Annotated in this window: 28 protein-coding genes; 13 read left to right on the top strand and 15 right to left on the bottom strand. The window is 71.5% G+C overall.

Annotated features, from left to right (window positions below; translation table 11 throughout):
* Nucleotides 1–14: 14 nt before the first annotated feature.
* Nucleotides 15–1,130, bottom strand: a complete 1,116-nt coding sequence (locus AB0K12_RS28735) for a hypothetical protein (protein WP_364567716.1) — start codon at nt 1,128–1,130, stop codon at nt 15–17.
* 119 nt (nt 1,131–1,249) lie between these two features.
* Between AB0K12_RS28735 and AB0K12_RS28730 the strand changes: the two genes are divergently transcribed.
* Nucleotides 1,250–1,768, top strand: a complete 519-nt coding sequence (locus AB0K12_RS28730) for a hypothetical protein (RefSeq protein ID WP_364567715.1) — start codon at nt 1,250–1,252, stop codon at nt 1,766–1,768.
* Nucleotides 1,769–1,886: 118 nt separating this feature from the next.
* Here the strand turns inward: AB0K12_RS28730 and AB0K12_RS28725 are convergent, their stop codons facing one another.
* On the bottom strand, nt 1,887–2,606 hold the full coding sequence (locus AB0K12_RS28725; RefSeq protein WP_364567712.1) for an SDR family oxidoreductase: 720 nt from the start codon (nt 2,604–2,606) through the stop codon (nt 1,887–1,889).
* An 86-nt stretch (nt 2,607–2,692) separates the two neighbouring features.
* Between AB0K12_RS28725 and AB0K12_RS28720 the strand changes: the two genes are divergently transcribed.
* Complete coding sequence (locus tag AB0K12_RS28720) at nt 2,693–3,655, top strand: YafY family protein (protein ID WP_364567709.1); 963 nt, start codon at nt 2,693–2,695, stop codon at nt 3,653–3,655.
* Between the two features lie 486 nt (nt 3,656–4,141).
* Here the strand turns inward: AB0K12_RS28720 and AB0K12_RS28715 are convergent, their stop codons facing one another.
* The 3 genes from AB0K12_RS28715 to AB0K12_RS28705 form a co-directional block, all read right to left on the bottom strand.
* Entirely contained in the window at nt 4,142–4,903 is a 762-nt protein-coding gene (locus AB0K12_RS28715; RefSeq protein WP_364567706.1) for a class I SAM-dependent methyltransferase, read from the bottom strand.
* A gap of 133 nt (nt 4,904–5,036) precedes the next feature.
* Nucleotides 5,037–5,444, bottom strand: a complete 408-nt coding sequence (locus AB0K12_RS28710; protein WP_364567703.1) for a hypothetical protein — start codon at nt 5,442–5,444, stop codon at nt 5,037–5,039.
* A complete protein-coding gene (locus AB0K12_RS28705) occupies nt 5,441–6,349 on the bottom strand; it encodes an alpha/beta hydrolase (protein WP_364567700.1) in 909 nt (302 codons plus the stop codon). The genes AB0K12_RS28710 and AB0K12_RS28705 overlap by 4 nt, the downstream gene beginning before the upstream one ends.
* A 470-nt stretch (nt 6,350–6,819) precedes the next feature.
* Here AB0K12_RS28705 and AB0K12_RS28700 point away from each other — a divergent pair, with 470 nt between their 5' ends.
* Together AB0K12_RS28700 and AB0K12_RS28695 are read left to right on the top strand one after the other, a co-directional pair.
* Nucleotides 6,820–7,452, top strand: coding sequence for a hypothetical protein (locus AB0K12_RS28700; RefSeq protein ID WP_364567698.1), 633 nt, complete (start codon nt 6,820–6,822; stop codon nt 7,450–7,452).
* Between the two features lie 197 nt (nt 7,453–7,649).
* Complete coding sequence (locus tag AB0K12_RS28695; protein ID WP_364567696.1) at nt 7,650–7,967, top strand: hypothetical protein; 318 nt, start codon at nt 7,650–7,652, stop codon at nt 7,965–7,967.
* Nucleotides 7,968–8,048: 81 nt separating this feature from the next.
* Here the strand turns inward: AB0K12_RS28695 and AB0K12_RS28690 are convergent, their stop codons facing one another.
* From AB0K12_RS28690 to AB0K12_RS28665, 6 genes are all read right to left on the bottom strand, one after another.
* Nucleotides 8,049–8,675, bottom strand: coding sequence for a chorismate mutase (locus AB0K12_RS28690; RefSeq protein ID WP_364567694.1), 627 nt, complete (start codon nt 8,673–8,675; stop codon nt 8,049–8,051).
* 34 nt (nt 8,676–8,709) lie between these two features.
* On the bottom strand, nt 8,710–10,074 hold the full coding sequence (locus tag AB0K12_RS28685; protein ID WP_364567691.1) for an FAD-binding oxidoreductase: 1,365 nt from the start codon (nt 10,072–10,074) through the stop codon (nt 8,710–8,712).
* A gap of 104 nt (nt 10,075–10,178) precedes the next feature.
* Nucleotides 10,179–10,961: an alpha/beta hydrolase gene (locus AB0K12_RS28680; RefSeq protein WP_364567688.1), complete on the bottom strand. Its 783-nt coding sequence runs from the start codon at nt 10,959–10,961 to the stop codon at nt 10,179–10,181.
* Nucleotides 10,962–11,099: 138 nt separating this feature from the next.
* Nucleotides 11,100–12,110 (bottom strand): CU044_5270 family protein, encoded by a 1,011-nt coding sequence (locus AB0K12_RS28675; protein ID WP_364567685.1) that lies wholly within the window; start codon nt 12,108–12,110, stop codon nt 11,100–11,102.
* Nucleotides 12,107–12,619 carry an RNA polymerase sigma factor gene (locus AB0K12_RS28670; RefSeq protein WP_364567682.1) on the bottom strand — a complete coding sequence of 171 codons (513 nt, stop codon included), beginning with the start codon at nt 12,617–12,619 and terminating at the stop codon, nt 12,107–12,109. Before AB0K12_RS28670 ends, AB0K12_RS28675 begins: the two co-directional genes overlap by 4 nt.
* A gap of 69 nt (nt 12,620–12,688) precedes the next feature.
* Complete coding sequence (locus AB0K12_RS28665; RefSeq protein ID WP_364567679.1) at nt 12,689–13,273, bottom strand: TetR family transcriptional regulator; 585 nt, start codon at nt 13,271–13,273, stop codon at nt 12,689–12,691.
* 92 nt (nt 13,274–13,365) lie between these two features.
* Between AB0K12_RS28665 and AB0K12_RS28660 the strand changes: the two genes are divergently transcribed.
* Nucleotides 13,366–13,587 carry a hypothetical protein gene (locus tag AB0K12_RS28660; RefSeq protein WP_364567676.1) on the top strand — a complete coding sequence of 74 codons (222 nt, stop codon included), beginning with the start codon at nt 13,366–13,368 and terminating at the stop codon, nt 13,585–13,587.
* 176 nt (nt 13,588–13,763) lie between these two features.
* On the opposite strand, the gene AB0K12_RS28655 is transcribed toward AB0K12_RS28660, so the two are convergent.
* A complete protein-coding gene (locus AB0K12_RS28655; RefSeq protein ID WP_364567673.1) occupies nt 13,764–13,982 on the bottom strand; it encodes a hypothetical protein in 219 nt (72 codons plus the stop codon).
* Between the two features lie 430 nt (nt 13,983–14,412).
* Here AB0K12_RS28655 and AB0K12_RS28650 point away from each other — a divergent pair, with 430 nt between their 5' ends.
* Genes AB0K12_RS28650 through AB0K12_RS28635 form a run of 4 tightly spaced genes read left to right on the top strand, consistent with a single transcriptional unit; the run spans nt 14,413 to nt 17,463 of the window.
* Nucleotides 14,413–14,826: a TOBE domain-containing protein gene (locus AB0K12_RS28650; protein ID WP_364567670.1), complete on the top strand. Its 414-nt coding sequence runs from the start codon at nt 14,413–14,415 to the stop codon at nt 14,824–14,826.
* Nucleotides 14,827–14,837: 11 nt separating this feature from the next.
* Entirely contained in the window at nt 14,838–15,602 is a 765-nt protein-coding gene (gene modA, locus AB0K12_RS28645) for a molybdate ABC transporter substrate-binding protein (protein ID WP_364567667.1), read from the top strand.
* On the top strand, nt 15,599–16,435 hold the full coding sequence (locus tag AB0K12_RS28640) for an ABC transporter permease (protein WP_364567665.1): 837 nt from the start codon (nt 15,599–15,601) through the stop codon (nt 16,433–16,435). Before modA ends, AB0K12_RS28640 begins: the two co-directional genes overlap by 4 nt.
* Nucleotides 16,432–17,463 carry an ABC transporter ATP-binding protein gene (locus tag AB0K12_RS28635; protein ID WP_364567662.1) on the top strand — a complete coding sequence of 344 codons (1,032 nt, stop codon included), beginning with the start codon at nt 16,432–16,434 and terminating at the stop codon, nt 17,461–17,463. Before AB0K12_RS28640 ends, AB0K12_RS28635 begins: the two co-directional genes overlap by 4 nt.
* Nucleotides 17,464–18,123: 660 nt before the next feature.
* On the opposite strand, the gene AB0K12_RS28630 is transcribed toward AB0K12_RS28635, so the two are convergent.
* Nucleotides 18,124–20,160: a right-handed parallel beta-helix repeat-containing protein gene (locus AB0K12_RS28630; protein WP_364567659.1), complete on the bottom strand. Its 2,037-nt coding sequence runs from the start codon at nt 20,158–20,160 to the stop codon at nt 18,124–18,126.
* Between the two features lie 172 nt (nt 20,161–20,332).
* On the opposite strand from AB0K12_RS28630, the gene AB0K12_RS28625 reads away from it, so the two are divergent.
* The 3 genes from AB0K12_RS28625 to AB0K12_RS28615 all read left to right on the top strand — a co-directional run bounded on the left by AB0K12_RS28625 (nt 20,333) and on the right by AB0K12_RS28615 (nt 22,688).
* Nucleotides 20,333–21,064 carry an SDR family oxidoreductase gene (locus tag AB0K12_RS28625; protein ID WP_364567656.1) on the top strand — a complete coding sequence of 244 codons (732 nt, stop codon included), beginning with the start codon at nt 20,333–20,335 and terminating at the stop codon, nt 21,062–21,064.
* 56 nt (nt 21,065–21,120) lie between these two features.
* The gene (locus tag AB0K12_RS28620) at nt 21,121–21,981 is read left to right on the top strand and encodes an NAD(P)H-binding protein (RefSeq protein WP_364567653.1); all 861 of its coding nucleotides are present in this window, start codon (nt 21,121–21,123) and stop codon (nt 21,979–21,981) included.
* A 209-nt stretch (nt 21,982–22,190) separates the two neighbouring features.
* A complete protein-coding gene (locus AB0K12_RS28615) occupies nt 22,191–22,688 on the top strand; it encodes a MarR family transcriptional regulator (RefSeq protein ID WP_364567651.1) in 498 nt (165 codons plus the stop codon).
* Here the strand turns inward: AB0K12_RS28615 and AB0K12_RS28610 are convergent.
* Nucleotides 22,683–23,867: a hypothetical protein gene (locus tag AB0K12_RS28610; protein WP_364567649.1), complete on the bottom strand. Its 1,185-nt coding sequence runs from the start codon at nt 23,865–23,867 to the stop codon at nt 22,683–22,685. The two genes, AB0K12_RS28615 and AB0K12_RS28610, sit on opposite strands and share 6 nt — an antisense overlap.
* A gap of 48 nt (nt 23,868–23,915) precedes the next feature.
* Between AB0K12_RS28610 and AB0K12_RS28605 the strand changes: the two genes are divergently transcribed.
* A complete protein-coding gene (locus tag AB0K12_RS28605) occupies nt 23,916–24,452 on the top strand; it encodes a TetR family transcriptional regulator (protein WP_364567647.1) in 537 nt (178 codons plus the stop codon).
* Here the strand turns inward: AB0K12_RS28605 and AB0K12_RS28600 are convergent.
* Nucleotides 24,445–25,512: a PEP/pyruvate-binding domain-containing protein gene (locus AB0K12_RS28600; protein ID WP_364567645.1), complete on the bottom strand. Its 1,068-nt coding sequence runs from the start codon at nt 25,510–25,512 to the stop codon at nt 24,445–24,447. The two genes, AB0K12_RS28605 and AB0K12_RS28600, sit on opposite strands and share 8 nt — an antisense overlap.
* Nucleotides 25,513–25,524: the final 12 nt, after the last annotated feature.

Genomic DNA, 25,524 nt, shown 5'->3' with positions numbered 1-25,524 from the left:
AGGGCGAGAGCAATTCAAGCTCGGGAGTTCTCCGGGGTGAGCCCGAGGTGGGCGAGCACGCCGGCCACCACGTCCGGCACCGGACGGTCGTCGGTGTCGATGCGCACGTCTCCGGTGCCCGCCTGGTCGAGGCGGGCCGCCTCGGCCGCCGCGCGGGTGGCGGCTTCGTGCAGGGCGTGCTCGTCCAGCCCGCGCAGCTCGTCGCCGGGGATCGTCGGGCCGCCGCCCCTTCCGCGGTCCAGGACGCGTTCGCGCAGCGTGGCCGGGGAGGCGTGCAGGCGGCACACCGTAGGCTGCACGCCTGGCAGCAGGCCGAGATGGTCGCGGACGGTCTCGTCGGTGTCCGCCTCGCCGCAGACGATCAGATACGTCGCCCCGGCCGCGCGGTAGCCGGCCCAGAGCGCGGCGAGGTTGCGGGCCTTGAGTCGGTGTCCGTCGCCAGAGGCGGGCCGCAGCATGGCGATCTGTTTCAGGTCGACGTACGCGGTGCGCGTGCCGGTCCGGACGATGTGGCGGAAGACCTCGTACGCGACTGTGGACTTCCCCACCGCCGTCGCCCCCGTGAACCAGAGCACCGGCACCGGCGCCGGCTCCGGCTGCACGGGACGCCCTGGGCCGGGTGCGGTGGTTCCCGGCCGGCCCGTGCGTTCCCTGATCAGGCGGGCCGTCTCCTGGACCGTCAGGCCGGTGGTGTCCATGGTCAGGTCGGCGTAGGACGTGCGGTCCTGGGCCGCGGCCTCGGCCACCGCGTGCTCCACCAGGTCCGGCTGCCACCCGCGGCCCAGGAAGCGCCGGCGCAGTTCCTCCGCCGGGGCCCGCAGCCGGCACACGGTGAACGCGATGTCGGGCAGGAGGGAGGTGTATTCGCGCACCTCGTCCGGCGTGTCCACGAAACCGGCCAGCACCAGGCACTCCGCGCCCTCCGCCCGGAAGCCGTCCCAGAGGGCGGCCAGGTTGCGGGCGCGGAGGCGGTGGGTGTTCTCGTCGGGTTCGGGGTGGATGAGGCTGATCTGGTCGGCGTCCACGAACGCCGTCCTGACACCCTCCCGGCCGAGTTGCGCGCAGATCTCCCACCCGGCCGACGACTTCCCGACGCCCGAAGGGCCCGACAACCAGAGCACAGCGTTCATCCGCGCGATGGTAACGGGACGTCCGTGATGGAAACGAACGCTTTTCCGGCGGGTGAACCGCGTACGGACGGGCGTGCGTACCTCCCGTGGGAGCTTCCCTGATTCGGAGGATCATCACCATGACGCTCACACCGCGGCCGCCGTCCCCCGCACGTACACGGAGGCGGGTGACGGGCCTGCTGGCCGTCTCGGCAGGTGCGGCCGTGCTGGGCGCGTGCCTGGTGTCCTGCGGGAACGCGCAGACTCCAGCCGCCAAAGCGGCGGCGCCTGCCGCCGCGCAACACCAGTCGCACCATCAAGGGCACGTGGCCGGCGGCGGCACGCAGCCCTCCGCGACCGTGAAGCTGCCGCGCCGGAGCATGAAGAAGCTCAAGACCAGCGCCGGCTGCCCCAAGGCACGCCTGCAGATCGACGCCGACGAGCTGAAGCAGGCCGCCTGCCAGACCAAGCGCGGCCGGTACACGATCGTCACCTTCACCACCGACAAGGGCAAGCGTGACTGGCTCGACTACGCCCAGCCTTATGGAGGGACGTACCTGGTGGGCGACCGCTGGACGGTCGTGGCCGAGCCCGCGCTGCTGGAGGGGCTGCGCAAGAAGGTGGGCGGCCAGATCGAAACCGGCGCCCGGCACCACTGACCAACCCGCCCGAGTCGCCGTAGGCCGACGGGCGTGCCGCACGCCCTGGGCGCAGGGCGTGCGGCGGGCCATGCCGACGAAGCGTCTGCGATCGTCGCCGCAGCCAAGGAGCCGGCGGTTACACGAGGCCGCCGTCCGCCCGGAGGTTCTGGCCGGTGAGCCAGGCCGCGTCCGGGCTCAGCAGGAGCGCGACCACGGACGCGATGTCGGCGGGCGTGCCGATCCGGCCGAGCGCCGTCATGTGGGCGACCCCCGCCATACCCTCCGGCGGCACGTCGGCCCTCAGCAGGTCGGTGTCGGTCGGGCCCGGCGAGACCGCGTTGACGGTGATGCCGCGCCGGCCCAGCTCGCGGGAGGCGACGCGGGTGAGCTGCTCGACGGCCGCCTTGCTCGCCGCGTACAGCGACTCGCCGGGACTGGGCCAGGCGGTGCCGGTCGAGGAGATCGTGACGACGCGACCGCCGTCGGCCATCCTGGCGGCCGCCGCACGTACGGCGAGGAACGCCCCGCGCACGTTGACCGCCATCACCCGCTCGAACGCCTCAGGCGTGACGGCGTCCACGGGCGTGTGGTCCATGACGCCCGCGTTGCTGACCAGCGCCGTGAGCGGCCCGCCGAACACCTCGCCCGCCTCCTCGAACAACCGCTCCACCTGGGCGGGGTCGGCCGCGTCCGCCTGTACGGCGACGGCCCGCCCGCCGCATGCCTCCTCCACCTGCCGCGCCGCCGCCTCGTCGGCGACGTAGCTGAACACGACGGTCGCGCCGTCGCCCGCGAGCCGCTCCACCACGGCCCGCCCGATCCCGCGCGACCCTCCGGTCACCACCGCATTCGTCATCGGAACTCCTTCATGTAGAGAGGGAGCCCACACCATGGCAGTCCTCGCGGAAGCAGGACTTCCGCGAGGTGCGAGAGAGTGCGGGCATGAGCACGAAGGACCCCGCGGCCCGCCTGTTGCGGCTGCTGTCGCTGCTGCAGTCCCGCACCGACTGGCCGGGCCCCGAGCTGGCGGACCGGCTCGGTGTCAGCACCCGGACGATCCGCTCCGACGTCGAACGGCTGCGCGCGCTCGGCTACCCGGTGTCGGCCGTGTCCGGTACGGCGGGCGGCTACCGGCTGGGGCCCGGCGCCCGGCTGCCGCCGCTGCTGCTGGACGACGAGGAGGCGGTGGCGGTGGCCGTGGGGTTGCGGACGGCGGCGGGGCAGGCCGTGGGCGGCATCGAGGAGGCGTCGCTGCGTGCCCTGGCCAAGCTGGAGCAGGTGCTGCCCGCCCGGTTGCGGCCCCGGCTGGCGGCGCTGGCGGCGTACACGGTGCCGGTGCCGGGCGGCGCCCGCGCGGACGTGGACGCCGACGTGCTGGCGACGCTGGCCGCCGCGTGCCGGGACCGGCGGCGGGTGCGCTTCGACTACCGCGACCACGACGGGAACATGAGCGTGCGGGACGCGGAGCCGTACCGGCTGGTCTCGACCGGACGGCGCTGGTACCTGGTGGCGTGGGACGTGGGGCGGGACGACTGGCGGACGTTCCGCATCGATCGGCTGACCCCGCGCGTGCCGCTCGGCCCCGCCTTCTCCGGACGGGAGATGCCGCCGGGCGACGCCATCGACTTCGTCACCAAGGGGGTCGCCTCGACGCTGGGCCCCTGCCGTACGGTGGCCACCGTCCACGCGCCCGCCGCCGTCGTCGGCGAACGGGTGCCGCCGGTCGCCCGCGTCGAGCATCTCGACGACGAGCGCTGCCTGCTGCACATCGGCGCCGGCACCCCGTTGACGCTGGCCGTCTACCTGGCGGCGCTGGACCTGCCGTTCACCGTTACCGAGCCGCCGGAGCTGCTGGACGCACTGCGCCAGGTGGCGACGACCTGCACCGCCGCCTTTACAAAGTAGATCCGTTGAGTCGTGCACCTGGTCCACGCGAATCGAGGCGACGTTTTCCGCTGGCCGTCGTCAGGCAGGCCGCGCGAGACGCGTCCGTCCGCCGCGCGAGGGCGGCCAGCACGACCAGCACCGGCACGGCCCAGGTCGTCGCGGCCTCGGCGAGGGTGTCGCGCAACGGCGGCTGCCTGGCCGAGCTGTGGGGCCGCCACGGCCGCCAGGACCCGCCGCCGCTTCAGGTGGGGGACGTGGTGGAGATGACGGTCGAGGCCATCGGCACCATCCGCAACACCGTCGTCCCCGGCCCGTCCCCCCTGTCCGTGCCAAGGCGCGTACCCGCCCCCGCACCCGTCCTTGGACGCTGTCAGCCGGCGCGTCCCCCACGGCGACCTTGACCTCGCACGTCCCGTCATCGTACGGCGACGGCTATGGACGACCTTCTGCACATCATGCTCCCCATGCAACCTAGTCGTCACGGTACGCGTCCAGGGAGTTACGTCAGGCTGCCTGGAGGACGAAGAACAGGAAGCACAGGAACCGCGTACGGCCGGGCTCGATGCCGCCGAACTCCTCGGGAAACAGCTCGCGAGCCTCCGGCGCGAACGGCGGCTCGCTGATGACGCTGATGCGGAAGCCCGCGGCGGCGAAGGCCTCGGTCATCGCGTGCAGCGGCCGGTCCCAGAACCTCATCTGGACGGTCTCCCCGCCCATAACCCATTCCTCGGTGCGGGTGCGGGTCTCGAAGTACGCGGGCTTCTCCCCGGCCATCTGCTGGAAGAGCGTGATGGAGAAAGGATGGTCCACCGAGACGAGGAGCCGGCCGCCGGGCTTCAGCACGCGTCGCAGCTCGGCCAGGGTCGGCCCCCAGTCCTCCAGGTAGTGCAGCACGAGGGACGCGGTGACGTCGTCGAACGTGTCGTCGGCGAACGGCAGCGGCCCGGCCAGATCCACCTCGTGCAGATCCGCGTCGGGGCCCAGCCGCCGCCTGGCCATCTCCAGCATCCCCGCGCTCGCGTCGATGCCGGTCACGATCGCGCCTCTGCTGCGCAGCTCGGCGAACAGCGGCCCTGAGCCACAACCCGCGTCGAGAACGCGCCGCCCGGCCACATCCCCGGCCAGCTCCAGCATGGCGGGGCGCTCGTAGTAGGCGTTCACGAGGTTGGTCTCGTTCTCGGCCGAGTAACCCTCGGCCATCTGGTCGTAGTCGTTGTACGGCGACGAAGACGTGGCCTCGGCGAACTTGTGCGGGATGGTAGGCATCGGGCCATTCTGCCCAAGATCCACACAGGACGCGGACATCTTCGCGGAACGCTACGCCGGATATTGATGCGGAGCAGCATTCCGCTTTTGCTGGAAGGTATCTCCTTCGATGACGGCATCGCCCTCATTTCCGTCAGCCCGCGTCGGACGGCCGGGGCCACCAGCGGCGTACCGCGTCCACGGTGGTCTGCGGGCCGGTGTTGAAGCAGAGCACGGACGCCGGCGAGCAGGTCCGCGCGATGTTGATGAGCTTCTCAAAGAGCGGGGTCATCGCGGGTTCGAGGCGCACTCCCCCGCCGAACACGATGACGTCGTAGTGCTTGCCGCTCACGGCCTCGCGGAACTTCTCCTCCGCCCCCGCACCCCGGTCGAGGAGACAGGTCTCGAAGCCGAGACCCATGTCCGCCAGCTCGGCGGCGGCCTTGGCGAGCCCGGCCCTGACCTGCGCCGCATCTACCGTGGGGAACGCCTCGCTCGGCGCGTCGGGGTCGCCGACGACCTGCGGATCGAGCCCCACGTTGAGTACGGTGCCGTTCGTCACAGTCCCTCCCGGAAAGTTCTGACCGGCGCGCTCCCCCTGACTCTCGACCTGAGGCGGTCGAGCTTGTCGCCGAGGGTTCCGACGCCGATCGAGATGTGCCCGTGTCCGCGCTCTATATGAGCACGGACGTTCAGGAGATGCGCGGTCAGCCACTGCCCGTGCGCGACGGGCACCATGCGGTCGAGCGTGCCGTGCCACAGCTCGACGGGGACGGTGACGCCGCCCAGGTCGAAACCCCACGGGGTGGTCAGCGCCTGGAAGTCCTCCAGCCAGCCCTCCTCGCCCGGCGCGAGCGCGTGGTGCATGTGGGCCATGTTCTCCGCGCCGTAGGCGCCGGCCAGCTCGGCGGCGTCCACCTCGGGGAACAGGCTCGCCATGCCGGCGGCGAGGTCGGCGGCGTCGCCGTCCCGTACGGCCGCGGCCAGCTGGGCCACGACCGCGCGCTGCTTCTCCTCGTCGCGGGACGCGACCCCGAACAGCACCTGGTTCTGCAGTCCCATGCCGTCGGCGAACACCAGCCCCTCCCCGTCGTGGGGTGCGAACGAGGCGATCAGCAGCACGCCCATCACCCGGGGCGCGTCCGCCGCGGCGGTGGCCAGCGCGTACGGGCCGCCCGTCGACCATCCCGCCACCAGGTACCGGCGGGCGCACAGGTGGTCCATCAGCCGGCGGCATTCCTCTGCGGCGCCGGCGACCGTACGGCCGGGCGCCGGGGTCGAGGCGCCGTAGCCGGGGCGTGAGTACGTGACGACCCGGTACCCCCTGTCGACGGCCGAGTCGAAGACGGACGCCATGGGGACCGCGGAGCCGGGCATGCCGTGGTGGAAGAGGACGAGCGGTCCTCGCTCCGGCCCTCGTACCGCGTACTCCAGCATCCGGCCGTCCTGGAGACGCAGCGTCTCCATCGCCCCTACGTGCTCACTTGCCGGTTCCGTTCTCATCATCTCCCCCTCGCAATACCGAACGTTCTCCCCAAGACTGGCGTCCGTCTCTCCCCCTTGTCAATACCGAACGTTCTATCTTCCGCCACGCTCGACCTGGCAGAGAACTCGCGGCCCGCCGACGCGGCCACGCGGCGGTGGCCACCGGCCATGTCGAATTCGTGGCGAAACTGCTGCACGCCCACCACGCCGCCGAGGACACCCCGCTCTGGCCGAAGCTCCGAGGAACGCGCCCCCGGCGACGCCGCCCCGCCGCTCGACACCGTGCAGTCCCAGCACCACGAGATCGACCGCCGCCTGGACGCCGTCGCCGCCGCGCTGGTGATTTCCATACCGAAATGGGTGCGGGCTTGTGTCGTACCTGACATGACGTACGCGCGCGTTTACCATGACCGGGACGAGATCGACTCGCGGGGTGCCGAGGTGATGCTCAGTTGGCGAACAAGGGCAAGTCTTTCCTCGGTTTGAGCATTGACCACTGGCAAATCGTCGGAGCCGTCGCCGGAGCAATAGGAGCCTGCGCCGCCCTGGTCACGATATGGCAGGGCATGACCCCTGCACCTCCTCCCCCTGCGACCGCGCAACAGACGACGTCACCGTCATCGACGGCCGCGTCCGCAGCGCCCTCGGCCACCGGCTCGGACCAGCCCGTACGTTCATCGTCTTCCCCTGCCGCGACCAGGACGGGAACCGCCCGGCTGACGTTCGCCCAGGACGGCTTCGACCTGGACACGATCAGCGTCGGAGCCGTTGACAACACGCCCGATCTCAGCCTGGAGAACGGCGTGTTCTATGTGGCTTTAGAGCCGCTGAACGATTCGCGCATGGCCAGGGTGGAAGACGATGAGCCGCGAACGCTCGACGCCTGCACCAAGGCATGGCACGTGGTCACCGACGTCAGGCTGGCCGGCGCCGGCAGAACGGAGAAGTTCGGCGTCAATTCGCAGTTGTGCCTGACGACGGCCAGCGGAAACGTCGCTTCACTCCGCGTGGACAAGGTGCACGACTCAACGGACGCGGACGACTGGTGGGTCGAACTCGACGTCATCGTCTGGCAGCTGAAATAGACCGCCACGGAAACCGTTATAAGACCTCGCGCAGTTCACGGGCCAAGTCATGCGCCATGCCCTTTGGTGTCAGAGAAATGTGATCGACCTGAATGGAATACAAGAGACATCGACCAAGGCGGGCAGATGTGCCCTGACACTCCGGACATCGCAGGGCGCCCCGCGCAACGGCGTGCCTGTCGCGACTGGTGGAGCGCGTGAGCATCCGGTTGAAGGCGGCGACCGAGGGCGACGAACTCATCGTGGTGCCGTCCGGGGACGCTCTCCACGAGATGATCATCGCACTCGCCCCGCCCGACAACAGCTTCGTCATCGTCGAACCTGACGAGGACGACCCCACCCGGTTCGCCTCGGTCGCCCGCCTCGATGATGGCACTTTCGGGGTCGAGTACCGCGACCCGCTTCGCCGATATCACCGCCTGGACATCGCGACCGCCCCGGACCGCATCGCCTCCGACGTCACCATCTGGACCGCTTCGGCCGCGCGAGCACACGAGACTTTCGGCCGCAGGTGAGGGGGGCGCGGATCCGCGCCGCGGGGGTGGGCGGCACGGTTTCCCTGCGCTGCCGTCCCCTGCGGCGACGACGTTGTCCGGTCAGTTGCATACCGAGTCGGTTGCGGTTTTGAGGGCCTGGCGGTGGAGGGCGTCCAGGTGTTCCCTTTTTGCGCCTGATGCGGTGGCCAGCGTCAGCTGGGTCGCGCAGGCCACCGGCTTCTTCCTGATGTGCTCCGTGGCCTTCAGACTGTTAAGGAGTTCCGTCGTGAGGCGGTCGAGGCGCTGGCGGATCTCCGCCAGGTCGGGGCGCGTTGCCGGGGCCTCTTCCGGGTGGGCGGTCCAGCGGGCGAAGAGGCCCTTCTGGACGACCTTGCTGGCGGTGATCTGGTCGCGGAAGAACGCCACCGTGGCGTCCCCGTCCACCCCCAGGTCCTCGGCCTGCCGGCGGACCTGGTCAAGGACCTGCTGTTCGCGGACCGGGTCCTCGATGGGCGAGTCGGTGCCGAACTTCGAGGCGGCCACGTCGTCGCTCACCAGGAGTCGTTCGATGACGAGGTCCGTCAACGGGCCGAGCTTGCCCAGCGACGACGACGGTGGTGCCGCGACCACGCCGCCCACAGCGGCCGGGGTCGCCGATGCCATCGCCTCGGGGACGTACAGGGCCGTCGTGGCTCCGAACATTCCGGCGATCACCGCGAAGCGGGTCATCCTCGTACGCAGGTTCATGCATCTACCTTTATCTCGTGAGGAAACAGGGAGTTCAGGACGGGTCCGGCAGCGGGATCGCACGGAAGATCCGGTCCGGGTCGTAGCGGTGTTTCACCTCTAGGAGCCGCTCGGCGTTCGGGCCGTAGGCGTGGGCGATCTGGGCGGATTCGTCGTCCCCGAGCAGGTTGGGGTAGCCGCCGGGCAGCGCGTCCGGTTCGAGGGCGCGGGCCACGTCGGCGGCCCAGGCCCGGTGGCGGGCCGCACGCGCGTCTCCGGGCTCCCAGAGGGCGATGATCTCGATCATCAGGTGCGGGTCGCGGTTGCCGAACGCCGTCTCCGTGACGGGTACGCGGGCCGCGGCCCCATGCAGATGGTGCACCGATACCGCCGAGTGGGGCGAGGTCAGGGTGGAGCCGGCGACGTTCAGCACCTCGCGTACGCCCGGCGAAACGGACGGCACGGAACGCGGGCGGATCTCGACGTGCCGGCCGAAGGGGAACTGCGCGTCGATGGCCGCGAGCATCTCGGGCATGGTGGCAGAGCCGATCTGGGAGAGGAGGGGCGTGCCGAGGCCGCCGAGCCGGGCCAGCGCCCGCTCCCCCGCGGCCGCGTCGTCGCCGCTCCAGGTCGGCGAGAGGAACACCACCGGCTTGCCGTCGGGGCCCGCCAGGACGCCGGACTGCACGGTCAGCTCGTCCGGGCTCTCGGTCAGGACCTCCTGCAGCCCGGCCAGTACGGCCCCGGCCTGCTCCCACGCGAACAGCACCATGCCGGACAACAAGGTCGGCACGGCGTGCAGCCGTACCCGCATCGAGGTGACGACGCCGAAGTTGCCCCCGCCGCCGCGCAGTGCCCAGAACAGGTCCGGCTCACGTTCGGCGTCGGCGGTGACGAGGGAGCCGTCGGCGAGCACCACGTCCGCGGCGAGCACGTTGTCCAGGGCGAGCCCGAAGCGGCCGCTCAGCGGCCCGTACCCGCCCCCGAGCGTCAGGCCCGCCATGCCCACGGACCCGGCGGAGCCGGTCGCGGCGGTCAGGCCGAACGGCTGCGCGGCGCGTACGACGTCGGCGGCCGTCGCCCCGCCCGCGACCTCGGCGACCTTCGCCTCAGGGTCCACGGTCACCTGCCGCATACCGGACAGATCGATGGTGAGGCCGCCGTCGCTGAGCGAGCGGCCCGCCCAGTCGTGGCCACCGCCGCGCACCGACAGCGGCACCCCGGCCTCCCGCGCGGCCCGTACGGCGGTCCGGACCTCGAGGTGATCGCCGCACCGGACGATGACGCCGGGCCGGGCGAGCACGGCGCCGTTCCAGATGGCGCGGCCGGCGTCGTAGTCCGGCCCTGTGGTGATGACGCGGTCGGCGTGGATGGTCCGCCGCAGGGTGCCGGCCAGGCGGCCGATCTGGTGCTGAGTCATGGGTTGGTACCTCGATCGGGAGGAGCGTGCGGATCGGATGGCCCACATCATCCGCCGCCGGCCGGAGGGTCCGTACCGGCCGGCGGGGAGCATGAGGCCCATGCTCAGCGGGCGCTGCGGGCGGCCTTCTCGATCAGGTTCGTGACCGCGTCGGGACGGCTGACCATCACGGCGTGGGAGGCGCTGACCTCCTCGACGCGCGCGCCGGCCCGCTTCGACATGAAGCGCTGCAGGTCGGGCGCGATCGCCTGGTCCTGCCGGGTGATGAGGCTCCAGGACGGGATGGTCCGGTACGCCTCCTTCTCGCTGGCGTCCGTCACCGCCTTGGTGTTGGCGGGACGCTGGACGGTCGCGAGGGTGGCGGCCGTGGTCTTGTCGACGTCGCCGGCGAACGACTCACGGAAGTGGGCCGGGTCGATGGACACCTCGGCGCCGTCCGGGACGGTGGTCGTGACCAGCGGGATGGCCGGCGAGGACTTGGCGGCCAGGTCGCCGACCGTCTCGCCCTTGGCGGGGATGAACCCGGCGATGTACACCAGGGCCTTGACGTCGGGGTCGGAGACGGCGGAGTTGGTGATCACGGCGCCGCCGTACGAGTGGCCGACCAGCACCAGAGGGCCGTCGATCGCGGCCAGGTAGCTGGAGACGTAGGCGCTGTCACTGGTGAGGCCCTGCAGCGGGTTGGCGAGGGCGCGCACCGGATAACCGTCCTTGCGTAGCCGCTCCACCACCGACGACCAGCTGGACGACTCGGCCCACGCTCCATGCACCAGGACGACGGTCGGCTTCGCGCCGGTGGACTTCGCACTGTCCGCCATCGCCACGCCGGGCGCGGTGGCACCGATCAAGGCGAGGGCGCCGACGGCGAGTGCGGCACGGCGAAGCATACGGGTTCCCATGATGTGGCCTTTCAGGTCAGAACGACTGACGACGTCCCCCAACGCAAGGGAGAACGTTCGGTCTCATCATGGCACATCTGACGCGCCAGTCAAGACCGAACGTTCTCCCTCACATGACCGTTGCGATCAGTCGGCGGATGGCGGGGTGTCGGTCCAGCCGGAGTCCAGCACCGTGGTGACCCGATCGTCCTTCTTCGACCCACTGCCGGTGACCGCGTAGGTCAGCACCTTGGAGGTGTCCGGGTCGATGATCAGCTTGCCCTGGGCAGGTCCACCTCCCTGGAGCGGGAAGGTCACGGAGACGCCCGCCCGCCCCCGCGCGTCGGCGGTCCGGCCTTCGACCCGTACCGCGGGCAGTGTCGCCAGCGCCTGGTACGCGGCGCCGCGCACCTGCGGGGAGGCAGGCAGCGCGTACAGGAGTGACGCCAACGTGGGGGGCAGGCCGTCCGCCACGGACCCGGCGAAGTCCCGGTCGCGGCGGATCGCCTCAGCGGCCCGCTTCTTCAGCGCTTCCGGGTCGGCGGGCAGCGCCGCGATCTCCTTGATGGTCATGGGCATGGCGCTCCAGTAGAGCTTCCGCTCCCCCGTGAGCCGGGTGAGCGTGCCCGCGCCGGGCGAGGTGGAGTAGCGACCGCCGTCCCTCCCGATCGTCCACTCGGTCGGTGATCCGTCGCGACGCCATGCCTCCACGTCGAGGGGGCGTGCGGCGAGCCGCCTGCCGCCGATCCACGCCCGGCCGTCCTTGGCGAACCACGTCTCCGAGAGGTACGAGGTCTCCAGACGGTAGGTGTCGCCGTCGCGGCCGTACGGTCCCGCCGAGCCCACGTACAGCTCCTTGAGATGCCAGTACGCCCCCTCCGGGGCGGCTTGGGCCTTCGCGGCGGCGGCCAGCAGGAGCGATTTGCCCGGCAGTGCAGGTGCGGCCGTGGGGGTGGCCTGGACGAGGAAGACCGCCGCCGCAGCCGCGGCCCCGGCGAGCCCGATGGCGCCGGCCCGCCACGACGGACGCCGGGCGGCTCTGCGCGTGGGCGCCGGGGTCGCCATGATCGCTTCACGCAGTTCGCGCGCGGCGGGCCCCTGTTCCGGCGCGTGCGGCGCCGGGTCGATGGCCTTCATCAGGGTGTCGATGTCGCTCATGCTTCCCCCATCGCGACCGTCATGGACGTCTGCCGCTCCAGCGCCGCCGCCATCCGTTTGCGCGCCCGGTGCAGCCGGGTCCGGGCGACGATCGGCGTACATTTCAGAACCTTGGCGATCTGCTGGCCGGTCAGGCCCTCCCAGCAGGCCAGCGCCAGAACCTCGCGGTCACGTTCGGACAAGGCGTCGAAGGCCGCGCGTACATGGTCCAGGTCCACCGATCCGGCCGGCCGGTCGGCGGCCAGTTCCGCGCGCAGCCGTTCGGTGAGCGCGGCTCTGCGTGATGCGCCGCGCTGCTGGTTGGCCAGCACGCGGCGGGCCACCCCGTACAGCCATAACAGCGCCTCCTCGCCCTCGGGCACGTCGCCGATGCGCCGCCAGGCGGTGAGGAACGTCTCCGAGATGACGTCGGCCGCGTCGTCGGGCGAGCCGGTACGGCGGGCGGCGTACTGATGCATCGCCGGGTAATACGCGTCGTAGACCGCTTCGAAGCGATCTCGGTAGGTCACGAAGTCTCCTTGCCACAAGGTGCCGAACATCTGGTAAATGTCCGGCACCTTGCGGAATGTGGCGGCTCGTTAGGAGGAGCTTGAGCCGGCCAGTTTGGCGACCATGCGGACCAGGGCGTCGCGGGCGGCGCCGATGTCGTCGCCCATGATCATCTGGGCGAGCGGCGGGGTGGCGTACCACCAGCCGGCCAGCGCGATCACCGCGTACAGCAACTCCCCCGGCGTGAACTCCGGCGGCAGCGTGCCGTCTTCTTGCGCGGCGGCCAGGGCTGAGAGCTTGGCGGCGTAGTGGGCGGCGCGTTCCTCCCTGGCGGCGATGGGATCGCCGCCGCGGTGCAGGCCCTCCCAGTAGAGCAGCCTGATGAACTGCGGGTGCTCGCGGTGGTAGTCGTAGACGCGGCCGGCGTACGCGGGCAGGTCGGCGGCGAGCGGCCCGTCCAGGGGCACGGCCTCGGCCAGGCGCTCCAGACTCCAGCTCAGCACCGCGGCGAACAACTGCTCCTTGTTGCCGAAGTACTGGTAGATGCGCTCCTTGTTGACGCCGGCCGCGGCGGCGATGCGGTCGAGCCTGGCGGCCTCGGGGCCGTGCTCCGCGAACTCCTCGACCGCCGCGTCGAGCAGGAGTTGCCGTGTGCGGGCCGTGTTCCATGCCATGGTCCCAGCATAGCCGCAATCTCCAACTCGACAGTTGGAGATTCGTGTGCAAAACTCCAACTGATGAGTTGGATTATCGAGGGGGACCCGTCATGCCTGCCACACCGTCCGTGCACCGCCGCGCCCTGATCACCTGGGCGGCCGTCTACGCGACGCTCATGCTGGTGCAACTGCTGCTGGAGCCGGTCATCAGCCCGCTGCCGCAGGCGCTGCGCACGCTGGTGGTGACCGCGATCGTGGTGCCCGTGGTGGTCTACCTGCTGGTCCCGGCCCTCCTGCGCGTCAACGCCCGCCTTCATCGGCGCGAGCCTTGAAGCTGGGCACCGGCGTGGCCGGTCGGCCGCCGCCTCGCCACGCCTGCCCTCACCGCCGGGGCGGCAATCCCGCCCCTTCGGCCTGTGCCGGCCACCAGCTCGGCTTCCTCATCTCCGCCGCGCTGCTCCTGCTGTCCGGCTTCACCGCGCTGATGCTGCCGCCCAAACTCAGACGATCAAAACTTCTCGTCGCTGGTCAGCGAGGCCGTCAGCCGGTGCCAGGCGGCGCGTTCGGACGGGCTCAGGCGCGGGTCCGGTACGTCGTGCTCCGCGCGCCCGTCCCAGAGCAGGGGCAGCGAGGGCGCGTGGACGCCGGCGCCGAGCATGACCAGACCGGCGTAAAGGTGCTTCCCGGCCTTGCGCGCCCACAGCCGGGCTGAGCGAAGGAATGACATGAGGCTCTCCAGCGCGAGGGGACCGTCACGTTATCGAGCCGCACTCGAGGCACGCTGGTGCCGCCGCCGGAGGCTCAGCGGATGCCGGCGAGGATCTCCGCGACGGAGCGCGGCTGGACGGCCCCTCGAACCGTAAGAGCCATCTGGGCGTTGAGGCCATCGTCCCCTGGCGTGGACCACGGCGGCGTCCCTGCTCGAACTCGGCGAGGACGTCGCGCTCGCCCTCCAGCTGCATCACCTTCCGCCTGGACGTCAAACGGGTCCCCGACCCGGCGGACGACAGTGGTAGATCGCGAGCACGTCATCAGCGGTCACATGGGCGGCGTGACGCCCGGCCTCGTGGATGCGAGGGCAAGGAGGGGTAACGTGCCGCTGATGCCGCTGCTGTCGGGTTCTCGTGCTCGAAAGTGCGGGGGTAGGGTGAGGGCTTGTGACGACGTTTCGGATCAGTGAGGCCGCGGCGCTGCTCGGGGTCAGCTCCGACACCGTCCGCCGGTGGGTGGACGCGGGCCGGTTGCGGGCCGAGCGCGACGAGCACGGGCATCGGCAGGTCAACGGCGCCGACCTGGCGGCGTTCGCCCGCGCGCAGGTCGGCCAGAGCGGCGGTGGCGGGCGTTCCTCGGCGCGCAACCGGTTCAGGGGGATCGTGACGGAGGTGGTCCGCGACGCCGTGATGGCGCAGGTGGAGATCGCCGCGGGGCCGTTTCGCGTGGTGTCGCTGATGAGCCGCCAGGCCGCCGATGAGCTGGGCCTGGAGGTGGGGGTGGTGGCGGTCGCGGTGATCAAGTCGACCAACGTCGTCGTGGAGATCCCTGACCACGAGCGCGTGGCCAGTCAGGTGTGAGGAGCCGGCCCTTGGTGTTCAGGCGCATGTCCCTGTGGGCGCTCGTCCTGCCCGTCGCGCTGGTCCTGGCCGGGTGCGGGTCAGGAGAGCCGGCCGCTGGAGCGGGCAAGGAGGTGACGGTGTTCGCGGCGGCGTCGCTGACCGGGGCGTTCACCGAGCTCGGGAAGGTCTTCGAGGCCGCTCATCCGGGCACGTCGGTGCGGTTCAACTTCGGCTCCAGCGCCACGCTGGCCCAGCAGATCGTCCAGGGCGCCCCGGCCGACGTCTTCGCCGCCGCGAGCCCGGCCACCATGAAGACCGTCACCGACGCGTCCCTGGCGGGCTCGCCGGCCACGTTCGTCCGCAACAAGCTGCAGATCGCCGTCCCCGCTGATGATCCGGCGCACATCGGCGGGCTGAAGGACCTCACCGACCCGAAGGTGAAGGTCGCGCTCTGCGCCGAGCAGGTGCCGTGCGGCGCGGCCGCCGCCAAGGCGCTGGACGCCGCCGGGCTGCAGGTCAGGCCGGTCACCCTGGAGCAGGACGTCAAGGCCACGCTGACCAAGGTCGAGCTGGGCGAGGTGGACGCGGCGCTGGTCTACAAGACCGACGTCATCGCCTCCGCCGGCAAGGTGCGGGGCATCGCGTTCCCCGAGGCCGACCAGGCGGTCAACGACTATCCCATCGCCGCCATCGCCAAGGCCCCGGCCGGTGACGCGGCCCGGCGGTTCGTCGACCTGGTGCTGTCGCAGCAGGGCAAGGACGTGCTGACCAAGGCCGGATTCGAAGCGCCATGACGAACGCTCCCGTCCGCGACCGGACCGGCCCCACGCCCCGAGGACGCGAGGCGTCCGGCAGGCCGCCGTGGATGCTGGTGGTGCCCGCACTGATCGGGCTGGTCTTCCTGGTGCTGCCGCTGGCGGGGCTGCTGGTCCGCGCCCCGTGGACGACGCTGCCCGGCCGGCTGGCCGAGCCGCAGGTGCTGGAGGCGCTGCGGTTGTCGCTGGTCACCGCCACCATCGCCACCGCCGCGTGCCTGCTGCTCGGCGTGCCGCTGGCCTGGCTGCTGGCCAGGGTCGAGTTCCCTGGACGGCGGGTGGTACGGGCGCTGGTCACCGTGCCGCTGGTGCTGCCGCCGGTGGTCGGCGGTGTGGCGCTGCTGCTGGTGCTCGGCCGGCGCGGGATCGTGGGACAGTGGCTGGAGGCGTCGTTCGGGGTCACGCTGCCGTTCACGACGGCCGGGGTGGTGATCGCCGAGGCGTTCGTGGCGATGCCGTTCCTGGTGATCAGCGTGGAGGGGGCGCTGCGCGGCGCCGACCAGCGGTTCGAGGAGGCCGCCGCGACGCTCGGCGCCTCGCGGTGGACGGTGTTCCGGCGGGTGACGCTGCCGATGGTCATGCCTGGCGTGGTGGCGGGCGCGGTGTTGTGCTGGGCGCGGGCGCTGGGCGAGTTCGGGGCGACGATCACGTTCGCCGGCAACTTCCCCGGCACCACCCGTACGATGCCGCTGGCCGTCTACCTGGCGCTGGAGACCGAGCCCGAGGCCGCCATCGTGCTCAGCCTGGTCCTGCTGGCCGTGTCGGTGGTCATCCTGGCCAGCCTGCGTGATCGGTGGGTGAGCGCGCCGTGACCCTAGACGCCCGCCTGGTGGTCACCAGGCCCGCCTTCACCCTCGACGTCACGCTGCACGCCGACGCCGGTGAGGTGGTGGCGCTGCTCGGCCCGAACGGCGCCGGCAAGACGACGGCGCTGCGGGCGCTGGCCGGCCTCACCCGCCTGTCCGCCGGTCACATCTCGCTGCGGGGCCGGCCGCTGCACACCCTGCCCGCCGAGAGCCGGCCGATCGGCATGGTGTTCCAGGACTACCTGCTCTTCCCCCACCTGTCCGCGCTCGACAACGTCGCCTTCGGGCCGCGCTGCCAGGGCGTGCCCAAGGCCGAGGCCCGCCGTGCCGCCGCCGACCTGCTCGAACGCGTCGGGCTGGCCGATCGGGCCGGCGCCAGGCCGCGGCAGCTGTCCGGGGGGCAGGCGCAGCGGGTGGCGCTGGCCCGTGCGCTCGCCGTACGGCCCGAGCTGCTCCTGCTGGACGAGCCGCTGGCCGCGCTCGACGCCCACACCCGGCTTGAAATCCGCTCCCAGTTGCGCCGCCACCTCGCCGACTTCGACGGCGCGACCGTGCTGGTGACCCATGACCCGCTGGACGCCATGGTGCTGGCCGACCGGCTGATCGTCATCGAGCAGGGGGCCGTCGTCCAGGAGGGGCCGCCCGCCGAGGTCGCGCGCCGGCCCCGTACGGACTATGTCGCCCGCCTCGTCGGGCTCAACCTCTACCGGGGCAGCGCCGACGCCGGCCGGGTCAAGGTCGGCGAGCTCCTGCTGCACAGCTCCGAGCAGCTGTCAGGGCCCGCGTTCGTGGCCTTCCCGCCGGCCGCCGTCGCCCTCTATCGCTCGCGTCCCGACGGCAGCCCGCGTAATCTGTGGCGGGGCCGCATCGACGGCCTCGAACGGCACGGCGACAACGTCCGTGTCCACCTCGACGGCCCGATCACGGCCTTCGCCGACATCACCCCCGCTGCCGTGGCCGACCTCGACCTGAGCCCGGGCCAGGAGATCTGGGCGTCGGTCAAGGCCACCGAGACGCACGCCTACCCCGCGTGAGGTGTACGAGCACGCTCCCAGCACGAGGGCTCCCCCGAGGCCGCCGAACGCCAGGCCGCCGAAGAGGATCATCCAGGTCACGTCCGCGCTGGTGGTGAAGGGCTCCGGCGGCGCGAACGGCGGTATCACCCCGGTCAGGGCGAGCGGCACCATGACGAGGAGGACGAGCCCGTACCCGCCCAGACACACCCCGGCCACCCACGCGGGGATGAGCGGCAGGAGGCGCGGCACCCGTCGCCCGGCCAGGAAGAGCGTCCACCGGGGAAAGATCTTCCCCCACCGATGCACCAGCCCGAGCGCGAGGAACACCCCGAGCAGGGCCGCCAGCACCGTCAGATCGATCCCCACGGCCGCCAGCACCTCATAGACGGCACCGCCGTCGCTCTCGACGCTCCGTAACCAGTCCTGGCCGCTCACCCCGAGCGCGTCTCCCCCGAGGGTCCACACGGTCTTCACCACGGACCACGGCAGAAGCCCGCACAGCGACAGGTAGACCCACATCCGGACCCGCAACGAAGCGACCACGTCACCCCTCCACCCCTTCGAACGCTCGTGACGTCACCAGCGTCCTGTCATGGGCCCGGGGCGCGCCTCCCCCGTGCGAGGGAACCGGCGGATGTAAGGGTGGGAACGGGTGGTGGGCACCCGTTCCCCCCTCTTCTAGGCGTTCTCCTGGTCGGCGATCACGACGTCGTCGAGGTGGAGGGTCTCGCCGACGGCGCCTTCGCCGCCCAGTTCCAGGGAGACGGCGGCGGTGCCCGACGGGGCGGTGAGCTGCTGGGTGAACTCCTTCCAGCTCGTGGTGAGGCCGCTCAGCGGGATCTCGTCGGTGCGGATCAGCTCCTGCTCGGAGTCGCGCCACAGCACGCTGAGCGTCGCGTCGGCGATCCCCGGGGTGCCCTGCCGGGCCCAGAAGCTGAGCTGCTTGGCGCCGGCCCTGGTCTCGAAGCCGGGCCAGTTGTCGAGGGCGACGCCCCAGCCGTTCGCCTCGGTCACCGCGATGCGCAGGCCGTAGTCGCCCTCGTGAGCGGCGTCGGCTGACCGTTCGACGGAGCTGCTGTACCAGGCGGACCACTGGCCGATCGAGCCTTCGAGGGTCGAGGTGTCGGCGTCGAGGGCGTTGGGCACCGGCGGCTCCTCGGTCGAGCCGTTGTAGGTGCTGCCGGCCTCCTGGTTGTACGGGGCCGAGCGCCAGGCGTCCCAGGAGATCGTCTCGCCCCAGCCCTTGGCGAACTTCCAGTCGCCGACGTAGGTGTTGCCGGTGAAGCTGTTGCCGGCGTTGAACATGATGTCCTGCTGGATCTCCGACACCGTGTACGGCGCCCACGGCATGTTGTCGGCGCCCTGGGCGTACAGGGCCTGGACCCCGCAGTAGGTGCCGGCGCAGGGCACGACCGAGCGGTCGAAGCGGAACTCGTTGCCCGTCACCTTCACGTTGCGCGAGTGCCAGCGGCAGTCGGTGCGCTGCGGCTCGTTCGCGATCGAGGTGTAGCAGGGGTGGGCGTCGTTGATCGGGTTCGGGTACTCGTAGTCGTACGGCTCCGGGATCACCGTCGGAGCGACGAACGGCGTGCAGTAGGTCTTGCTGGTGTTGCCGTTGGAGTTGCAGAAGCGGTTGGCGTTCTCGAAGATCGAGATGCCGGAGAAGTTGTCCTCGAAGTAGTTGTCGCTGATCCTCAGGTCGGTGCTGCCGCTGGTGTCGCTCGCGAGGCGCGCGTCACCGCCCGACTCGGAGATGTAGATGGCCGGCGCCGGCGAGCCCTGGTTGTCGTTGCCGGTGACCCAGGCGTTGCGCTTGAAGACGTTGCGGGTGATCGTGGCGTTGTAGCTGATCTCGTACCAGAGACCGATGCTCTCGTTGCCCTCGATCCAGTTGCGGTCGAAGAGGAAGTCGATGTTGTTGGTGTCGGCCCAGAGGCCCACGCTCAGGTTGTCGTGGACGTAGTTCTGCGTGACGGTGGCGCCTTCGACGTCCCAGAACTTGACGCCGCCGGTGCAGCCGCACCCCTCGATCTCGGCCTCCCAGTCGTCCTGGTTGTTGCCGGAGATCTCGTTGTTGTGCACGACGATGTCCTTGATCGCCGCGTCGCCCTCGACCTGCGGCCGGTACATGCTGATGCCGTACTGGCCGTTGTCCTTCAGGCAGCTGTTGCGGATCGTGTTGGTGTTGCCGAGGAACACCGCGGCGCCGTCGTTGTGGTGCGCGTAGAGGTGTTCCATCACCCAGCCGCTGCTCGCGTCGTGGTTGATGACGCCCTCGTTGTTGTTGTCCTTGCCGCGGCCGAAGTTGCGGACCTCGAGGTAGGCGATGCGCACGTTGGAGGCGCCGCCGGAGAAGGCGTAGAGGTTCTTGTTCTGGCCGTCCAGGACGGCGCCGGGAGCGCCCAGGAAGACGCTGTCGTCCCCGGGCCTGATCTGGCTGTACTGCTCGTCGCCGAGGGTGTGGGTGCCTGGGGCGAACCAGTAGGTCGTGCCGCTCTGGCCGAAGTCGAAGCCGGTGTTGTCGCCCGCCGGGACCACGATGGCGCCCTGCGGTGCGCCGGCCGGTCCGTCCTGCCAGGTCGCGTTGTCGCAGACCTTCATGGTGTCCGGCAGTTCGGTGTACCAGCCACCGGCCGCGCTGTCGTCGGCCACCGCGGCGGTGGCCGGTCCGGCCAGCAGGCCGGCGCCGGCCACCAGGGCGAGTAACGCACTCACGACAACAGGGTGTCGCATGAAAGCTCCCGTTCTACGAAACGTTGTTGATCGTGAAGGGTAGCGGTCAAGATCAATAGCAGTCAGCCGAATCGGCGGCGAACGTCCGACCGTTTTGTCCCGAACCTCCCCAGGACTTGACCCTGACGTCAGCGGTAGGTCTTAGCGTGCTCGCATGAGCACAGAGAACCTGAACGGTTTCCGCATCGAGGGCGCGGTGGCGCTCGTGACCGGCGCCAACCGCGGGCTGGGCCGCCACTTCGCCCGGCAGCTCCTGGAACGGGGCGCGGCCCGCGTGTACGCGACCGCCAGGCGCCCGGAGACGATCGACCTGCCCGGCGTCGTGCCGTTGCGGCTGGACGTCACGGACGAGGCGCAGGTCCTGGCCGCGGCCGCCGCGGCGACCGACGTGACGCTCCTGGTGAACAACGCCGGCGTCAGCCACTCCACGTACTTCCTCACGACGGACCCGGCGGCCATCCGCGCGGAGATGGAGACGAACTTCTGGGGCACGCTGACCGCCGTGCGCGCGTTCGCCCCGGCACTGGCGGCCAACGGCGGCGGGGCGATCCTGAACGTGCTGTCCGCGCAGTCCTGGCACGCCTACCCGGGCACGAACGGCTACCACGCCACCAAGGCCGCCCAATGGGCGCTGACGAACGGCGTGCGCCTGGAACTGCCGGGCACGCTCGTGACCGCGCTGCACCTGGGAGCGGTCGACACCGACTTCAGCGCCGGTTACGACGGGCCGAAGGGCGATCCGGCCGAAGCCGTGCGGGCCGGCCTGGACGGGATCGAGGCGGGAGCGGCCGAGGTGCTCGCCGATGACTGGAGCAGGCACGTCAAGAAGTCGCTGGCCGAGGATCCCACCCGGTTGTACGACGAGATCCGGGAGGGCATCGTCTGACGCCATCTTGTATGAGTTTCGTATAATATGAATCTCATACAAAGAAGGGACTTGTCATGATCCTCGTCACCTGCGCCACCGGCACCATCGGAAGCCGCCTCGTCGCCCTGCTCGCCGCCGAAGGGGCGAAGGTGCGCGCCGTCACCCGCGGCCCGCACGCGTCCGGCCTGCCCGCGAACGTGGACGTCGTGGTGGGCGACCCGTCGCGGCCAGGCACGATGGCGGCGGCCATGGAGGGCGTCACGTCGCTGTTCCTGCACCCGCGCGCCGCCGGAGAGTCGGCGGCCGAGCTGTGCGCGCTCGCCAGGGAGCGCGGCGCCCGGCGGGTGGTGGCGCTCGCCGCGATCAACATCGACGAGGACCTCGCCGCCCAGCCGTCCCGCTTGCGAGGCGACAGGAACAAGGAGGCCGAGGACGCCGCCGTCGCCAGCGGCATGGAGTGGGTGAGCCTGCGCGCCGCGTCCTTCGCCGTCAACACCCTGCACACGATGGCTCCGCAGGTCCGCGCGGGCGACGTCGTGCGGGGTCCGTACGCGGCCTTCGCCGAACCCTTGATCCACGAGGAGGACCTGGCGGAGGTCGCCGCGCGGGCGCTGCTCGACGCAGGGCCGGCGTTCCGCAAGGTGCCGCTCACCGGCCCGCAGGCGCTGTCGCACGAGGAGATGGCGGCCGTCATCGGCGAGGTGATCGGCCGGCCGCTGCGCTATCAGGAGATCCCGCCGGAGGCGTACGCGCAGGGCATGATCCAGCGGGGCTTCCCGCAGGCGTTCGTGGAGGCCCTGCTGGCCAGGTACGCCCGCGGCGCCGGACCGGCCGAGGCCGTCACCGACGAGGTGGCGAAGATCCTCGGCCGCCCCGCGCGCACCTACGCCGACTGGGTCGCCGACCACGCCACCGCCTTCCACGGCGCGGCCTGACCGATCGCGACGGGCCCGAGGCCGGCGGCGGTCCGTGCCGGCGCGCGGACGGCCGGGCTGTCGGTGACGGACGGCCAGACCAGGACGAAACGGAACGAGGTCAGGTACGCCGGCTCCACTCCCCTGCCCGGCTCACCGCACGGCACCGGAGCCGGGTGCTTCGATGCGCATACGATATGTGAGCCATATTTGTTCGGGAGGCCCACCGTATGACGTCCTCGAAGGCAGCCGAGCCGTCGCGGTCGCGACGCCGGGTGACGCATGAGATCAAGGAGTCGCTGCGCGCCCTGAGCATCCAGCTGTCGCTGCTCAACCACCAGGTCGGCGCGCACGCGGGCCTCAAAGACGTCGATCTGTCCTGCCTCGACATCATCAACCGGCACGGCCCGCTCAGCCCGACCGCGCTGGCCCGCCGCGCCGGCCTGCACCCCGCCACCGTCACCGGCATCCTCGACCGGCTGCAGCGCGCCGGCTGGGTCACCCGTGACCGCGACCCGGAGGCGTCCGACCGGCGGGCCGTCATCGTCCGCGCCAACCGGGAGCGCAACGCGGAGCTGTTCGAGCTCTATGGCGGGATGAGCTCGAAGATGGACGAGATCTGCGAGCAGTACGGCGACGCCGATCTCGATCTGCTCGCCGGCTTCCTGCGCCGCACCACCGACGCCGGCCAGGACGCGACCGGTGACCTGGCCCGCCGGTCGTCATGACGCGGGCCCGCGCACGATGCGCCGCCAGGCCGGCCCGCTGAGCGCGTACGCCCGCACGCTGCCGGCCGCGAACCAGCGCCACAGGCCGGGACGGGCGATCGTCGCGCCGGCGGCGAGCGCGACCAGCAGCGCGCTGCGCGGGTCGAACCCCGGCGTGAGCTCCTCCCTGCTGCCCGCGTAGCCGCCACGGCGGGCGGCGGCGGTGACGAGCTCGCGCAGCACCGCCCCGCGCCGGCCGGTGTGCTGGGCCGCGCCGAGCACGGCCGGCAGGAGCTGGTGCGTGGCCACGCCGGGCCGCGCCGCGGGCTGGACGGCGGGGGTGCGGCCGCGGGCGAGGTCGAGCATCGGCGTGAGGAGGTCGACGCCGGACAGCAGCGCGTTCACCGGCTCGACCAGGCGCGGGTTGAGGTCGATGAAGACGGGCCCGTCAGGGCCGATGATGACGTCCGCCGACAGCGCGCCGTGCCAGCGCAGCGCCCGGCCCAGCCTGGCCAGGTGGTCGCGAATCCCGGGCAGGGAGAGGCCGCGCTTGCGGCCGGCTGCGCCCCGCGCGCCTTCGCCCTCCCTGCGGCAGGCGTGGAAGGCGAGCAGCTCCCCCTCGGCGAACACCGTCTGGATCATCGCCAGCGGGCCAGGCACCTCATGCTGCACGAGCAGGCCGTCCTCGACAGGCCGGTCCTTGAGGTCGGCGGGGCCGGTCAGTCTCGCGACGCCGCTGGTGGCGGTGCCGATGGGCTGTTTGAGGTAGGCGGGGAAGACGTCCCACTCGGCTAGGTCGCGGGCGTTGGCGATGATCGCCTGCGGGGGCTGGGGCAGTCCGAGCTCGGTGAGCGTGGCGGCGGCCGACAGTTTGTCCTGGACGCGGGCGAGCGCGGCGAACGGTGGCACCACCGTGGCGGCCCGTCCGTCCGCCGCCCGGGACAGGACCGCCACCTGTTCCTGGGTGGGCAGGAGCACGGCGAAGCCGCCGGCCTTGTACACGGTCAGGGCCGCTTCGAGCCAGGCGAACGGGTCGTCGCCGTAGGGCGGGACGCGGTGCAGGCGGCGTACGTGCCGGGTGAAGGCGCACACGCACAGCGGGTCCGACGTCAGCGCCTCGACCACGTGCCCGGCGCGCGACAGCACGGTGGCGCATTGACGTGAGGTGAGCCCTGAGCCGTCCGTCATCAAGATCCGCATGGCCGCTCCCTTTGTATATGACATAAGCATATGTCGTATACTTACGCCATGGGGCGTCCCGCACAGATCAGCCGAGCCACCGTCCTCGACGCCGCGCTCGCACTGGCCGACGAGCAAGGGCTGGCCGCCGTCACCATGGCGGCCGTGGCCGCCCGCCTGGGCGTCACGCCGATGGCGCTCTACCGGCACGTCTCCAACAAGGACGACCTGCTCGACGGCCTGGTGGAGGCGCTGCTCACCGAGATCCCGCCGCCGCCGGACGACCTCCCCTGGCAGGACCGCCTACGGCACCTGGCCACCGGCGTACGGCGGTCGGCCGCCCGCCACCCCAGCGTGTTCCCGCTCCTGCTGCAACGTCCCGCGGCCACCGAGGAGGCCCGCCAGGTGCGCGACCGTGTCTGCGCCGCCCTGCGCGAGGCGGGCCTGGACGACGAGCGGGCCGCCCGCGCGGAACGCCTCATCAGCACCGCCGTCCTGGGCTTCGCCACCAGCGAGGCGGCCGGCCGCTTCGACCACCACGCGCAGGACGTCAGGGACGCCGACTTCGCCTGCCTGCTCGACGCCCTGCACGCCTTCGTCAGGTGATCGTGCCGGTGGTGCCGTCGATGGTGATGGTGGCGCCGTCGTGGAGGGTGTTCGTGACGTCCTGGATGCCGAGGACGGCGGGGATGCCGCGCTCGCGGGCGACGATCGCCGCGTGGGAGAGCACGCCGCCGGTCTCGGTGACGACGCCGGCGGCGATGCGCAGCAGCGGCGTCCAGGCGGGGTCGGTGAAGGGGCAGATCAGGATGTCGCCGGGACGCACGCGCGCGAAGTCGCCCGGGCCGCGGACGATCCGCGCGGTGCCGGTCGCGACGCCGTGGCTGCCCGGCATTCCGTTCAGCGCGGCCGAGGTGAGCGGCGGGGGTGCGGCGGTGATCGGGCGTGCTTGGAGGATCCAGGTACGGCCGCCGGCGATCGCCCATTCGATGTCCTGCGGGCCGCCGCGTACGGCGGCGATCGTCCTGCCCAGGCCGGCGAGCGCTTGGGCGGTCGCGTCGTCGATCGCCGGCCGATCGCGGGCATCGAGCGGCACCTCGGACGTGACCAGCTCGCCGCCACGCCGGTCGAGGCGGGTGCGTTTGCGGGCGATGGTGCGCGTGACCGACTCGGCGACGAGGTAGGTGTCGGGGGTGACCGTGCCGCCGACGACGCTGGGGCCGAGCCCCCATGACGCCTCGATACGGGTCGGGTCGTGCGGGTCTGCGGGGGTGAACATGACCCCGGACACCTCGGCGTCCAGGTGGCGCTGGATGAGGACGGCCATGGCGCGGTCGCCACGGTGGTCGAGGGCGCGCGGAGTGAGCAGCGAGGCCCGGCAGGCGCGTACGGCCTCGATCACCGCGTCGGTCCCCCGTACGGCGAGGAAGCTCTCATATTGACCGGCCGCCGAGGCGTGCGCGGTGTCCTCGTCCGAGGCGGATGACCGCACCGCGACGAACGCGTCACCCCACTCCTCGACCGGCCGCCGCAGATCTTCACCAGGATCAGCGAACGGCACGACGAACCCGTCCGGCACCGGCAGCCCTGCCCGCAGCAGCGCACCAAGCGCCCCCGCCTTGCCTCCGCACGTCTCGGTAACAGCCGCCCTCAGGGGTACGATCATCTGCCCTCATCA

The sequence above is a fragment of the Nonomuraea sp. NPDC049419 genome (genome assembly GCF_040676995.1).
Classification (GTDB): Bacteria; Actinomycetota; Actinomycetes; order Streptosporangiales; family Streptosporangiaceae; genus Nonomuraea; species Nonomuraea salmonea.
This window is presented reverse-complemented; position numbering and strand designations above follow the sequence as displayed.